The organism is Vannielia litorea (assembly GCF_018424695.1).
Taxonomy (GTDB): Bacteria; Pseudomonadota; Alphaproteobacteria; order Rhodobacterales; family Rhodobacteraceae; genus Vannielia; species Vannielia litorea_A.
Window position 1 is genome coordinate 91,852 of record NZ_QTNQ01000002.1, and the last position, 12,590, is coordinate 104,441.

The window sequence follows — 12,590 nt, forward strand, 5'->3', positions numbered from 1 at the left end:
TCTGGCCAGTGTCGTCAGCACTGTGCCGTATCCCCTAAAGGTAGCCCTCGGCGCGAAAGCTGAGTTCCGTTGCACGGCCGACGATCAGGTGGTCATGCAGGGTCATGCCAAGTGCTTCGGCGGCTTCCCGAACCTTCTCCGTCATCTCGATATCCGCCGGGCTTGGTGTCGGGTCTCCGCTGGGATGGTTGTGCACGAGAATGAGCGCCGAGGCGTTCACTTCGAGCGCGCGTTTGACAACCTCGCGGGGATAAACGGGCACGTGGTCAACGGTGCCACGCGCCTGCTCTTCGTCAGCGATCAGCACGTTTCTTCGGTCGAGATAGAGCACCCTGAACTGTTCCGTCTCCCGGTGGCCCATGGAAGTGCGGCAATAGTCCAGCAGTTGGTCCCAGCTTGAGATGACCTGCTTTTCCATTACACGCGAGCGCGCCAGCCGATGGGCCGCCGCTTCCACGATCTTCAACTCGGCAATCACGGCCTCGCCCACTCCGGAAACATCGCGCAACCGCGGCACCGGCGCAGAGAGCACCCCGTTGAAATCCTTGAACCTCTCCAGCAGCGCGCGGGCCAGTGGCTTCACGTCCTGCCGCGGAATCGCTCGAAAGAGAACCAGCTCCAACATCTCGTAGTCAGGCAGCGCCGCCGGCCCCCCAACCATGAATCGCTCCCGCAGTCGCTTCCGATGATCCTTGATGTAGGAGGGCAGCTTGCCCTGTGGCACGTGCACCGGCTCGGCCTCATCAGGGTCGAACAGCGGCATCGGGGCTTCTCGAAAGGCGCGTGACATACATGGATGTAACGACACCTTGGTAAATCATTGGTTAATCCGTTTTGCCTTGCCCGCGACCGGCACACGCGGCAGGCTCATTCCATGTTCAGAACCGTATTGATTGCCCCGCTCATCGCCTTGTGTCTCGCAGCGTCGCCCACTGTTGCGGCCTCTATCTTCGGCGCGTGGAACTGCCAGGCCTCCAACGGGGATCATGGGATCGGGCGCCGGGTCACCTATCATGAAAATGGCCGTTTCGACAGCCGAATGGCCAATCAGATCAAGCTCACCTATCGCGGCAAAAAGGGCCTCGCTCGGGTGACCGCGTCCATGGAAGGGCGCTGGAGCATCGAGAAGGGTCTGCTCGTCGAGCGCGTCAGGTCAGTGCACCACGTGGATGTCACCGTTCAGGAAGGCAACCGCGCCACCAAGCTCAAGCGCAGCGAGGCGGCGGAAGCCCAGAGCCGCGCGCTCCGGCAACAGCAGATCTGGCGCTACAAGATCCGCAGCCTTTCAGGCAGCAAGATGACGCTCGATTACCTGTCCCCCCAGGGCGCTGGCCGCAATGTCCGCATCACCTGCCGCAAACTCTGATGCCCGCCCTGAGGGACGGCACTCGCCCGGAACGCCGCACCTGCGGTTTGAATAGTCTTCGAAACATCGCTCTCGTCCTGCTTGCTCCGGTGCTGGTTGCCGCCTGCCGGGATGATCCCCAGGCGGCACTCCTGGAAGGCGCTTGGGTCTGTACCAGCGATGCCCCCGACTACGCACTGACGCGGCAGGTGAGCTACGCCCCCGATGGTACGCTTTCGGGCCGCACCGGGGTTGAAAGCACCGATGCCGAGGCCGCCGTGGCAATGCAGTTCGCCATCTCGGGCACTTGGGCCGTCACCAACGGAACGCTCTCCGAAAAGCTGGAAACGCATCGCCTCATGCGGTTCGCCCGCGAAGGAAAGAACATTCCGCTCAGCGAGTTGCCCACCGGATTTATCACCGAGGTGGAAAGCACGCTCGCCGGTCAGGCCGCGCAGTACCAGATCGTCACTATTTCAGCGGAAAAGCTGGTGTTGAGCGCGGTGGCCGAGGATTTGAAAGCCACGTGCGAAAAAGAAGAGGAGGGCAAATAGCGCCCTCCTCGAAGCCTCTTGGGGTGTGGAGTCCGCGCACGGCAGCCCGGAGTCAGCCCTTCATTCCGTCCCAGAAGTTCTTCACGCGGCTGAAGAAGTCCTTGCTGCCGGGGCTGTTGTCTTTCCCCAGATCGTCGAATTCCTTCAGCAGCTCCTTCTGACGGCTGGAGAGGTTCACCGGCGTTTCGACAGCCAGCTCGATGAACATGTCGCCATTACCCGGCCCGCGGAGGGGCGGCATCCCCTTGCCGCGCAGGCGCATCTGCTTGCCGCTCTGCGCCCCTGCCGGAATCTTCACCCGGCTGCGCCCGCCGTCGATGGTGGGCACCTCGATGTCACCGCCCAGCGCAGCGGAGGTCATGCTCACCGGCACCCGGCAAAAGAGGTCGGCGCCCTCGCGCTCGAATAGCGGATGCGGTTCCACCTCGATGAAGATGTAGAGGTCGCCCGCAGGCCCGCCGCGCAAGCCCGCCTCGCCCTCGCCACTCAGGCGAATGCGCGTGCCGGTTTCAACACCAGCCGGAATGTTCACGCTCAGCGAGCGGTCCTTTTCCACCCGGCCCTGGCCGCCGCAGCTCTTGCAGGGGTTCTTGATGTGCTGGCCGAGGCCACCACAGGTGGGGCAGGTGCGCTCCACCGTGAAGAAACCCTGCTGCGCGCGCACCTTGCCCATGCCCGAGCAGGTCGGGCAGGTCGTGGGTTCGGCGCCACCCTCGGCCCCGGAGCCGTCGCAGGTGTCGCATTGCACCGAGGTCGGCACATTGATCGTCTTCTGCGTGCCCTTGAAGGCGTTCTCGAGGCTGATGCGCAAGTTGTAGCGCAGGTCCGAGCCGCGCGCGGCCCGTCGGCCTCCGCCGCCGCCCGGGCGGCCCCGGCCCCCCATGAAGTCGCCAAAGAGGTCATCGAACACGTCGCTGAACGCAGAGGCGAAGTCACCTTGCTGGTTGAAGCCGCCACCCTGCCCTGGCCGCGGGCCACCGCCCTCGAAGGCGGCATGGCCGAAGCGGTCATAGGCCGCCTTGCGCTCCGGATCCTTCAGCGCGTCATAGGCCTCGTTCACTTCCTTGAACTGGTCTTCGGCATTGGGGTTGTCTGAGTTGCGGTCGGGATGAAGCTCTTTGGCCTTCTTGCGATAGGCCTTCTTGATCTCATCTTCCGACGCGCCGCGCTCCACGCCCAGCACCTCGTAGAAATCGCGTTTTGCCATCTGATCGCCCTTTCCCTTGAACGGAGAAGGCCGGCCCGGTGTCCCGGACCGGCCTATCCCGGGTTACATCACGTGCGATCAGGCACGCTTGTCGTCATCCAGATCTTCGAAGTCAGCATCCACGATGTCGTCATCCACACCGCGCGGGCCGTCCTCGGCGTCCTCGGGCTCGGCCTCACCGGCCTTCTCCTGCTCCGCCTTGTAAATGGCCTCGCCCAGCTTCATCGCGGCCTCGGTGAGGTTCTGGATACCGGACTTGATCTTGCCGGCGTCGTCAGCCTCCAGCGCCTCTTCCAGCGGGCCCATTGCCAGCTCGATGGCTTCCACCGTCGAGGCGTCAACCTTGTCGCCGTGCTCCTCAAGGGATTTCTTGGTGGAGTGCAGCAGGCTCTCGCCCTGGTTCTTGGTTTCCACCAGCTCCTTGCGGGTCTTGTCGGCGTCGGCGTTCTCCTCGGCGTCCTTGACCATCTTCTCGATGTCCTCGTCGCTGAGGCCACCCGACGCCTGGATGGTGATCACCTGCTCTTTGCCGGTGCCCTTGTCCTTGGCGCTGACCGAGACGATGCCGTTGGCGTCGATGTCAAAGGTCACTTCGATCTGCGGCATGCCGCGCGGCGCCGGCGGGATCTCTTCGAGGTTGAACTGGCCCAGCATCTTGTTGTCGCTGGCCATCTCGCGCTCACCCTGGAACACCCGGATCGTCACCGCATTCTGGTTGTCTTCGGCCGTCGAGAAAATCTGGCTCTTCTTCGTCGGGATCGTGGTGTTGCGGTCGATCAGGCGGGTGAACACGCCACCCAGCGTCTCGATGCCCAGCGAAAGCGGGGTCACGTCGAGCAGGACTACGTCCTTCACGTCACCTTGCAGAACACCAGCCTGAATGGCGGCGCCCATGGCCACAACCTCATCGGGGTTCACACCCTTGTGCGGCTCCTTGCCGAAGAACTTGGTGACCTCTTCGATCACCTTCGGCATCCGGGTCATACCACCGACCAGAACAACCTCGTCGATGTCGCCGGTGCTCAGCCCGGCATCCTTCAGGGCGGCCTGGCAGGGCTTGATCGAGGACTTGATGAGATCACCCACAAGGCTTTCCAGCTTGGCGCGGGTCAGCTTCATCACCATGTGCAGCGGCGCACCGTCGGAGCCCATCGAGATGAACGGCTGGTTGATCTCGGTCTGGGAGGCGCTCGAAAGCTCGATCTTCGCCTTCTCGGCAGCTTCCTTCAGACGCTGCAGCGCCATCTTGTCCTTGGTCAGGTCAACGCCGTTCTCTTTTTTGAACTCGTCGGCCAGGTAGTTGACGATGCGCATGTCAAAGTCTTCACCACCAAGGAAGGTGTCGCCGTTGGTCGACTTCACCTCAAACAGGCCATCGTCGATCTCGAGGATGGTCACGTCGAAGGTACCGCCGCCAAGGTCATAGACGGCGATGGTCTTGCTCTCTTTCTTGTCGAGGCCATAAGCCAGCGCGGCAGCCGTCGGCTCGTTGATGATCCGCAGCACTTCGAGGCCCGCGATCTTGCCGGCGTCTTTCGTTGCCTGGCGCTGGGCGTCGTTGAAGTAGGCGGGCACCGTGATCACGGCCTGCGTCACGTCTTCGCCGAGGTAGCTCTCGGCGGTCTCCTTCATCTTGCCGAGGATGAAGGCGGAAATCTGGCTGGGCGAGTATTTCTCGCCGCGCGAATCCACCCAGGCATCCCCGTTGCCACCATCAACGATGGTGAACGGCATGTTCTTCTTGTCCTTTGCCAGATCCGAGTCGTCGAACCGGCGGCCGATCAGGCGCTTCACGCCAAAGATCGTGTTTTCGGGGTTGGTCACGGCCTGCCGCTTCGCGGACTGGCCGACAAGGCGCTCACCTTCGGTGAAGGCCACAATCGAGGGGGTCGTACGCGCACCCTCAGCGTTTTCGATAACCTTGGGCTGCGAGCCGTCCATGATGGCGACACAGCTATTGGTGGTCCCAAGGTCGATACCGATGACTTTAGCCATTATACTCTACCTCTTCTTTCGGCGATGTTGTGGACGTCAGGTCCATTGAGGCCCCTGACACCCGATCCCAATGGCCGGAGTTGGGCCCCCGACCGAGCTTCGCAGGGTATATAAGGAGCCGGTTGCCGCGCTGCAACACATGTGCACGGATGAATCTGGCGGAAAATCGACCGAATTGGAGAAATGCCATGAACACAGGTGCCAGGGCTGCTGCCTTCGATCCTCAGCCGGTGCTGGAAGGCCCGCGCCTGCTGCTGCGTCCGCTCCGGGAGGCTGACAGGGCTGGGCTGGCGGCGGCAGCCTCCGATCCGCAGATCTGGGCCGGCCATCCGGCCACCGGCCGGTGGCAGCCAGAGGTCTTCGGCCCTTATTTCGACATGCTGCTTGGCCACGGCGAATCGCTCGCCGTGGTCGATAAGGACGAGGGCCGGATCATTGGCACCTCGCGGTTCTACATGACCGCCGATGATCCGGGTGCGCCCTGCATCGGCTACACCTTCCTCGCCCGCGCCTACTGGGGTGGCGGCTGGAACTTCGAGATGAAGTCGCTGATGTTTGCCCATGCCTTCCGCCGGTCCGATGTGATCTGGCTGCACATAGATCCAACCAACATCCGCTCACAAACGGCGACCGGCAGGCTGGGGGCCGTCCACACCCACGATGCCATGCTCGATTTCGGCTCCGGCCCGGGCCTGCGCCAGTGCTGGAAGGTGACCCGGCCCGCCTGGGCGCTGGTGCTGGCCGAACGCGCATGACCGAGACGGTCGATTTTCGCGGGGTTCGTCTCTACCCTGCCTTTCTGGACCGCGCCGCGCAGGAGGCCATGGTGGCCGCGCTGCGCCGCATCGCCGAGGCCGCGCCGATGTTTCATCCCGAAACCCGCTTCGGCAAACCGATGTCGGTAAAGATGACCTCCGCCGGGCGCTATGGCTGGGTGTCCGACCGTCGCGGCTATCGCTACGAGCCGCGGCATCCGACGGGGGTGGACTGGCCCCCGATTCCGCCCGAGGCTCTGGCGGTCTGGCAGGCGGTGAGTGGCGTGGAGCGCGCACCTGAGTGCTGCCTGGTGAACTACTACGCCGAGACGGCCCGCATGGGCCTGCACCAGGACATCGACGAAGCCGATTTCACCATGCCGGTCGTCTCTATCTCGCTTGGAGATGATGCCCTCTTCCGGGTCGGGGGGCAGGAACGCTCCGACTCCACGGCCTCTGCCTGGCTCCATTCCGGCGATGTCTGTGTGCTGGCCGGTGCTGCCCGAAAGGCGTTCCACGGAATCGATCGTCTCAAGCCCGGCACCTCCACCCTGCTGCCCCAGGGTGGCCGCCTCAACGTGACCCTTCGAGTCGTCACCTGAGCCTGCTCATCCAGCCTTCGAGCTGTCTTCCCGGGGGGCGCCGTTCGGCGGAGACTGGCTTTGGTGCACTCCCGACAGAGGGGCGCGTGCGGTGGATTAATTTTACCAATGTGCACGAAACTCCATGTGCATGGGTTGTGCATGGAATGTGCATGGGTTGTGGCCGTGTCGTTCTTGCGGTTAACGCCGAAAATCGACGATCCCCAACCGCGCCGCACGCGTCATTAACGTCTTGCAGCCCAACTGAGCGAAACGCGCTTGCGGGTAAAGAACTCTCCAAGCAGGCCGAGCATGACGAGCACCAGCGACACATAGATCGGGTACATCAGTGAGCTGTTGTGCGGGTTGTAGTTGATGAAGGCGTAGCCGCGCGTCTGGTCGATGATGTGAAACAGCGGATTCCAACTGAAAAAGGGCAGAAGCGTCGCGGTTAAGTTGTTGGCCAGAAACATCTTTCCCGATGCGATCATATTTGCACGGGTGTAGATGTTGCTGATCACACCCACCGCCTCCGGCGCCCAGGGCTTGGCCGACAGGAAGAGCATGCCAACCGCGATCCCGGAGAACCATGCCAGGATCACCATCCCGAACACCCCGACCGGATCGTAGATGTAAAGCGGCGTGATTGCGACATGGTATAAAAACAGGATCAGCACCATCGAAAGGATCTGGGTGTAGAGAGAGGCCAGGGCCGACGAGCAGATCGCGATGACGGTGTTCATCGGCGCGTGCTTCATCATCGCCGAGGTCGGCCCCTCAGAGCCGACCACCGCCCCCATCGCCTTGACGTGGGTCATGAATAGGAAGATCCCGGTCATCACGAACAGCAGAAAGTCACCGCGCACAGCGTTATGTTTCAGGCCGAGAATGCTGAACATTAAATAGAAGGCAGCCACCATCACGACGGTCTGCATCATGTTCAGGAGCAGGCCGATGACAGCGTTGCCATGCCCCTTGCGCACCTCGCGCACCGTGGCGTGATAGATGAGCTCGAGGATCGCCAACGCCGAGCCGTAGGGCGTTCTCGGAGTCTGCTTCTCAAACATGTGCCTGCCTGGCCTCTTCGCGCTGCTCTTCCGGCAATCTTGCACGGAAAACTTGCCGAAACTTTGACGCCAAACCATAAGGGGCCGAGGCTGGCAGATCAATTGACGCTGCCGCGAGCAACAGGAGCCAAAGATGGATTTCGACCGTTTGGTCACAGTGATGCGCCGCCTGGCGCTCGAGGCGGGCGCCAAGATCATGGAGATCTACGAGGCCGACGACTTCGAGGTGAAGGCGAAATCCGATGAAAGCCCCGTAACCGAGGCCGATGAAGCCGCCGATGCGCTGATCGGCGCGGGCCTGCGCGAGGCCTTCCCCGGTGTTCTCGTGGTGACCGAAGAACAGGCCGGCACCCATTCCGAAAGCGCCGATGCCTTCCTTATCGTCGATCCGCTCGACGGGACGAAGGAGTTCATCAACCGGCGTGGCGATTTCACCGTGAACATCGCCTACGTCGAAAACGGCGTGCCCCTGCGCGGCGTGGTCTATGCCCCTGCAAAACAGCGGCTCTTCTACACCCTCGCCTCCGGCCAGTCGGTCGAGGAAACCGGCACCCACGCCCCCGGCGAGCCCGGCGAACAGCTGCCAATGCATGTGTCAGAGCCCGACAATGCCGCGCTACTGGTGGTGGCCTCCAAGTCGCACCGCGATCAGGCCACGGATGATTACATCAACCTCTACCAAGTGGCCGACATGAAGAGCGCGGGCAGCAGCCTCAAGTTTTGCCTCGTCGCCACCGGCGAGGCCGATCTCTACCCCCGCCTTGGCCGCACGATGGAGTGGGACACCGCCGCAGGCGATGCCGTGCTGCGCGGCGCGGGTGGCAAGATGGTCCGCTTCGACGATCACACACCGTTCACCTACGGCAAGCCCGGCTATGAGAACCCCTTCTTCATCGCCTACTCGCCCGATGTGGCGCTGAAGCAGGGCTAGCGATTGTCTTTCCTCATCGTCATCCCGGCCCGCTACGCCTCGCAGCGCTACCCCGGCAAGCCGCTGGCCATGCTGCGCGGGGCGTCTGGCGCTCAAAAGTCTCTGATCCAGCGCAGCTGGGAGGCCGCACAGGCGGTGAAAGGCAACCCGCGCGTGGTGGTCGCCACCGATGATGACCGCATCCGCGCCGCCGCAGAAGACTTCGGCGCCGAAGTCGTCATGACGTCCTCCGACGCCCGCAACGGCACCGAGCGCTGCGCCGAGGCGCTGACGAACATGGACGAAAGTTTCGATGTCGTGGTGAACCTACAAGGAGATGCGCCCCTTACGCCTGCCTGGTTCATCACCGATCTGGTCGCCGCCGCCCGTGCCGAACCCTCTGCCGAAATCGCCACCCCTGTGCTGCGCTGCGACGGCGCCGCGCTCAATGCCTTCCTGGCCGACCGCAAGGCGGGCCGGGTGGGCGGCACTACCGCTGTTTTTGGGCACGACCGATCCGCGCTCTACTTCTCCAAGGAGGTGATCCCCTTCACCTCCGAGGCCTACGATGCCGAAGCCGCAACGCCGGTGTTCCACCATGTCGGCGTCTATGCCTACCGCCCAGATGCGCTCGCTGCCTATCCCTCGTGGCCTGTCGGGCCGCTGGAAACGCTGGAAGGGCTGGAGCAGCTCCGTTTTCTGGAGCAGGGGCGCCGCGTGCTCTGCGTGGAGGTCGAGGGGCGCGGGCGGGCCTTCTGGGAGTTGAACAACCCCGAAGATATCCCCCGCATCGAGGCCATGCTGGCACAGATGGGCGTCGAATGAGTGAGGCGGCCAGCGTCATCATCGTTAGCCGCCACAGGCCAGATGAGCTGCGCCGCAACCTCCCCGCCTTTCGCCTGCAAACCCATCGAAACTTCGAGCTGATCCTCGTCGCAGACCCGCAGGGCCTCGCCGTTGCACGCGAGCTTAACCTCGCGGACAGGATGAAGCTGGTAGAGTTCGACGAAGCCAACATTTCGGCGACGCGCAACCTAGGCCTCGTGCAGGCCGCCGCGCCGCTCGTCGCCTTCATAGATGACGACGCCACGCCCGAACCGCCCTGGCTTGCGCGGCTCCTCGCGCCCTTCGAGGACGCCGAAGTGGTCGCCAGCACCGGCTTTGTACGAGGCCGAAACGGAATTTCCATGCAATGGCAAGGGGTTGCAACGGATGAGCTTGGCGCGGACATCGCGCTCGACGTTAGTGAAACAGAAACCACGCTCTTGCCGGTCGATCGCAGGGTTAAGACTCACGGAACCAATTGCGCCTTTCGCAGAGAGAGGCTCACAGCGATCGGCGGCTTCGATACGGCCTTCCGGTTCTTTCTCGACGAAACCGATGTCACCCATCGCCTGGTGCCCGGCGGCGGCAAAACCGCAATTGTGCCGTTGGCGCAGGTTCAGCACGGTTTCGCTGCGAACGCATCGCGCAAGGCCAACCGGGCGCCGACGGACCTCACGCAGATCGGCCGATCTGCCGCCCTCTTTCTGCGTCGGCATTGCCCGGAGGCGCGCTGGAATGAGGGCCTCGATAAACTACGCGCAGGGCAAGCCCGTCGCATCGCGCTGCACCGCAGGGAGCTTCGGCTTTCTGCAGCGGATGAGGCCCCTCTGTTACAAGGCCTGGAGCGTGGAATTGCCGAGGGACTTGCCGCCTCCCTTGTTGCTCCGCCGCCACTCGCCATGGCCGAGTTTCCCTTTCAGCGCTTTCCCAAAGCGCCAGCACCGGCGCACTACGAGGTGCGATCTTGCAGCCTGCTCGGATACCGGTCGGCTCTGAAAAAGGCTCGGGCGGATGCGGCGACAGGGGAACGGATCATTACACTGCTGCGGCTCTCCCGAACACCTCGCCGCCACGCCAGCTGGTTCGATCCTGCTGGGGTCTGGCTGCAACGCGGCGGGCTCTTCGGACCGTCGGTTCGCAGCGATCCGGCGTTCCGGTTCTGGCGCCGTTCAGCCCGGATCGCACGCGAACGTGCTCGAATTGCCGCTTTTCGCAGCCCTGAAAGCTGACTGTCGCTCATTTCCAACCCCTCGCGCCAACTCCCGCCGAGGAAATTGCCGCGGCGCAACATTTTGCGCGCCTTGGCTGTTTCTTCCAAGCGGCTTTGCACCTATCGTCGCCGCTATACCGGCGCCCTTCCAACGGCGCATGAGCGGCGAAGCCCGCCTGTGAAACATTGATTTACGAGAGACACATGAAAAAAGTCACCAAGGCGATTTTTCCGGTAGCAGGGCTGGGAACGCGCTTTCTTCCCGCAACCAAGTCTATCCCGAAAGAGATCATGACCCTGGTTGACCAACCGCTGATCCAATACGCGATCGACGAAGCGCGTGCTGCCGGAATCAAGGAGTTCATCTTTGTTACATCCCGCGGCAAGGGCGCGCTGGAAGACTACTTCGATCACGCCCCGGTGCTGGAGCAGGAGCTGCGGAAGAAGGGCAAGGAGCAGCTCATGGAGGTGCTCAAGAACACCAACATGGAAAGCGGTGCCATTGCCTATATCCGCCAGCACAAGGCGCTGGGCCTCGGGCATGCCGTCTGGTGCGCCCGCCGCCTGATCGGAAACGAACCCTTTGCCGTGATCCTGCCCGACGACGTGATCGCAGCAGAAAAGCCCTGCCTGCAACAGATGGTCGAGGCACATGAAGAAACCGGCGGCTGCATGGTTGCGGCAATGGAAGTGCCACAAGCCAAGGCCTCTGCCTACGGTCTGCTCGCGGTGGAGGAAGACAATGGCAGCCTCGTGAAGGTGTCCGGCATGGTCGAAAAGCCCAAGCCAGAGGATGCCCCCTCCAACCTCGCCGTCATTGGCCGCTACATTCTCACGCCCAAGGTGCTGAACAATCTCAACAAAAAGCACAAAGGCACCGGCGGTGAAATCCAGCTGACGGATGCCATTGCCGAAGAGATCGGTGGCAAGGATGGGGTGTACGGCTACCGCTTCAACGGGGAGCGCTTCGATTGTGGCTCCAAGGCAGGGTTCCTTCAGGCCACGGTGTCGTTCGGGCTTGAGCGCGAGGAGCTGCGGGATGAGCTTTGGGGCTACCTGCGTGAGCTGGTGGCCAGCGAGAAGGCCGCCCAGTAGGCGGCAGACCCGATGGCAGAGCATGTTCTGGTTACCGGTGGCGCAGGTTACATTGGCGCCCACGCCTGCAAGGCGCTGAAAGCGGCGGGCTATATTCCCGTTGCCTTCGACAACCTCTCAACCGGGTGGCGCGATGCCGTGAAATTCGGCCCTCTCCACGAGGGCGACCTGCTGGATCGTGCGAGCATCGATGCGGCGTTCAAGGCTTTCCGACCCGTGGCCGTCATGCACTTTGCCGCGCTCTCGCTGGTCGGCGAGAGCATGAAGAACCCGGGCAGATACTGGCGCGAAAACGTGCTTGGTGCCGCCAACCTCGCCGATGCGGCCGTCGCTGCCGGGTGCCTGAGCTTCGTGTTTTCCTCGACATGCGCCACCTATGGCGATCAGGATGGGGTAGTGCTTAATGAAAACACAGACCAACTCCCGATAAATGCCTATGGCCAGTCAAAGCTCGCCATTGAGAAGCTTCTGGCTGATTTCGAGGCCGCCCATGGGCTCCGCTCGGTTATTTTCCGCTACTTCAATGTGGCGGGCTGCGACCCGGAGGCGGAGGTGGGCGAACAGCATGTGCCGGAAACGCATCTCATCCCATTGATGCTGGATGCGATCGCCGGAAAACGTGATGCGCTCACGATTTTCGGCACCGATTACAACACCCCCGACGGCACCTGCATCCGCGACTATGTGCATGTTTCCGACCTCGTGGATGCGCATGTGAAAGGGCTGGAGTGGCTCAAGGCCGGCAAGGGTAGCCGTGTGTTCTGCCTCGGTTCCGGTGATGGGTTTTCGGTACGACAGGTGGTGGAGGCAAGCCGCGCCGTGACCAACCGCGAGGTGCCGATTGTGGAAGGTGAGCGGCGTCCGGGCGATGCCGCGGTTCTCGTCTCAGGAAGTCACCGCGCCACGGATGAGCTGGGCTGGGAGCCGCAGCGCTCGGACCTGGCCACGATGATTGGTGACGCCTGGCGCTGGCATCAGTCAGCCCCTTATGACAGCTAATACGGCCCCCCGTTGCCTTGATCTTTCGCGGCTCGTATCGCGCGTGG

The 12,590-nt window shown here is 62.8% G+C and carries 13 protein-coding genes; 9 read left to right on the forward strand and 4 right to left on the reverse strand.

The window, feature by feature from the left end:
* Positions 1 to 34: 34 nt before the first annotated feature.
* Entirely contained in the window at positions 35 to 790 is a 756-nt protein-coding gene (gene radC / locus DYI42_RS01740) for a RadC family protein (protein ID WP_213544183.1), read from the reverse strand.
* Positions 791 to 874: 84 nt separating this feature from the next.
* Here radC and DYI42_RS01745 point away from each other — a divergent pair, with 84 nt between their 5' ends.
* Together DYI42_RS01745 and DYI42_RS01750 are read left to right on the forward strand one after the other, a co-directional pair.
* Positions 875 to 1,366: a hypothetical protein gene (locus DYI42_RS01745; protein WP_213544184.1), complete on the forward strand. Its 492-nt coding sequence runs from the start codon at positions 875 to 877 to the stop codon at positions 1,364 to 1,366.
* Positions 1,366 to 1,899 carry a hypothetical protein gene (locus tag DYI42_RS01750; protein WP_213544185.1) on the forward strand — a complete coding sequence of 178 codons (534 nt, stop codon included), beginning with the start codon at positions 1,366 to 1,368 and terminating at the stop codon, positions 1,897 to 1,899. The genes DYI42_RS01745 and DYI42_RS01750 overlap by 1 nt, the downstream gene beginning before the upstream one ends.
* A gap of 52 nt (positions 1,900 to 1,951) precedes the next feature.
* On the opposite strand, the gene dnaJ is transcribed toward DYI42_RS01750, so the two are convergent.
* A complete protein-coding gene (gene dnaJ / locus DYI42_RS01755) occupies positions 1,952 to 3,106 on the reverse strand; it encodes a molecular chaperone DnaJ (protein WP_213544186.1) in 1,155 nt (384 codons plus the stop codon).
* Between the two features lie 78 nt (positions 3,107 to 3,184).
* Complete coding sequence (dnaK, locus tag DYI42_RS01760; RefSeq protein WP_213544187.1) at positions 3,185 to 5,101, reverse strand: molecular chaperone DnaK; 1,917 nt, start codon at positions 5,099 to 5,101, stop codon at positions 3,185 to 3,187.
* Between the two features lie 188 nt (positions 5,102 to 5,289).
* Here dnaK and DYI42_RS01765 point away from each other — a divergent pair, with 188 nt between their 5' ends.
* Together DYI42_RS01765 and DYI42_RS01770 are read left to right on the forward strand one after the other, a co-directional pair.
* Positions 5,290 to 5,856, forward strand: coding sequence for a GNAT family N-acetyltransferase (locus tag DYI42_RS01765; protein ID WP_213544188.1), 567 nt, complete (start codon positions 5,290 to 5,292; stop codon positions 5,854 to 5,856).
* Positions 5,853 to 6,458, forward strand: a complete 606-nt coding sequence (locus tag DYI42_RS01770; protein ID WP_213544189.1) for an alpha-ketoglutarate-dependent dioxygenase AlkB family protein — start codon at positions 5,853 to 5,855, stop codon at positions 6,456 to 6,458. Before DYI42_RS01765 ends, DYI42_RS01770 begins: the two co-directional genes overlap by 4 nt.
* A 224-nt stretch (positions 6,459 to 6,682) precedes the next feature.
* On the opposite strand, the gene DYI42_RS01775 is transcribed toward DYI42_RS01770, so the two are convergent.
* A complete protein-coding gene (locus tag DYI42_RS01775) occupies positions 6,683 to 7,504 on the reverse strand; it encodes an ABC transporter permease (RefSeq protein ID WP_213544190.1) in 822 nt (273 codons plus the stop codon).
* Between the two features lie 133 nt (positions 7,505 to 7,637).
* On the opposite strand from DYI42_RS01775, the gene cysQ reads away from it, so the two are divergent.
* The 5 genes from cysQ (at position 7,638) to galE (ending at position 12,543) form a co-directional block, all read left to right on the forward strand.
* Entirely contained in the window at positions 7,638 to 8,435 is a 798-nt protein-coding gene (cysQ, locus tag DYI42_RS01780; protein WP_213544191.1) for a 3'(2'),5'-bisphosphate nucleotidase CysQ, read from the forward strand.
* 3 nt (positions 8,436 to 8,438) lie between these two features.
* Positions 8,439 to 9,239 carry a 3-deoxy-manno-octulosonate cytidylyltransferase gene (locus tag DYI42_RS01785; protein WP_213544192.1) on the forward strand — a complete coding sequence of 267 codons (801 nt, stop codon included), beginning with the start codon at positions 8,439 to 8,441 and terminating at the stop codon, positions 9,237 to 9,239.
* Entirely contained in the window at positions 9,236 to 10,468 is a 1,233-nt protein-coding gene (locus DYI42_RS01790; protein WP_213544193.1) for a glycosyltransferase family 2 protein, read from the forward strand. The genes DYI42_RS01785 and DYI42_RS01790 overlap by 4 nt, the downstream gene beginning before the upstream one ends.
* A 185-nt stretch (positions 10,469 to 10,653) precedes the next feature.
* Complete coding sequence (gene galU / locus DYI42_RS01795) at positions 10,654 to 11,544, forward strand: UTP--glucose-1-phosphate uridylyltransferase GalU (protein WP_213544194.1); 891 nt, start codon at positions 10,654 to 10,656, stop codon at positions 11,542 to 11,544.
* 12 nt (positions 11,545 to 11,556) lie between these two features.
* Positions 11,557 to 12,543, forward strand: coding sequence for a UDP-glucose 4-epimerase GalE (gene galE, locus DYI42_RS01800; protein ID WP_213544195.1), 987 nt, complete (start codon positions 11,557 to 11,559; stop codon positions 12,541 to 12,543).
* Positions 12,544 to 12,590: the final 47 nt, after the last annotated feature.

What these genes read in the sequence shown, in the direction of transcription:
- radC (WP_213544183.1), bottom strand. Translation starts at nt 790, where the DNA reads ATGTCACGCGCCTTTCGAGAAGCCCCGATGCCGCTGTTCGACCCTGAT.
- DYI42_RS01745 (WP_213544184.1), top strand. Translation starts at nt 875, where the DNA reads ATGTTCAGAACCGTATTGATTGCCCCGCTCATCGCCTTGTGTCTCGCA.
- DYI42_RS01750 (WP_213544185.1), top strand. Translation starts at nt 1,366, where the DNA reads ATGCCCGCCCTGAGGGACGGCACTCGCCCGGAACGCCGCACCTGCGGT.
- dnaJ (WP_213544186.1), bottom strand. Translation starts at nt 3,106, where the DNA reads ATGGCAAAACGCGATTTCTACGAGGTGCTGGGCGTGGAGCGCGGCGCG.
- dnaK (WP_213544187.1), bottom strand. Translation starts at nt 5,101, where the DNA reads ATGGCTAAAGTCATCGGTATCGACCTTGGGACCACCAATAGCTGTGTC.
- DYI42_RS01765 (WP_213544188.1), top strand. Translation starts at nt 5,290, where the DNA reads ATGAACACAGGTGCCAGGGCTGCTGCCTTCGATCCTCAGCCGGTGCTG.
- DYI42_RS01770 (WP_213544189.1), top strand. Translation starts at nt 5,853, where the DNA reads ATGACCGAGACGGTCGATTTTCGCGGGGTTCGTCTCTACCCTGCCTTT.
- DYI42_RS01775 (WP_213544190.1), bottom strand. Translation starts at nt 7,504, where the DNA reads ATGTTTGAGAAGCAGACTCCGAGAACGCCCTACGGCTCGGCGTTGGCG.
- cysQ (WP_213544191.1), top strand. Translation starts at nt 7,638, where the DNA reads ATGGATTTCGACCGTTTGGTCACAGTGATGCGCCGCCTGGCGCTCGAG.
- DYI42_RS01790 (WP_213544193.1), top strand. Translation starts at nt 9,236, where the DNA reads ATGAGTGAGGCGGCCAGCGTCATCATCGTTAGCCGCCACAGGCCAGAT.
- galU (WP_213544194.1), top strand. Translation starts at nt 10,654, where the DNA reads ATGAAAAAAGTCACCAAGGCGATTTTTCCGGTAGCAGGGCTGGGAACG.
- galE (WP_213544195.1), top strand. Translation starts at nt 11,557, where the DNA reads ATGGCAGAGCATGTTCTGGTTACCGGTGGCGCAGGTTACATTGGCGCC.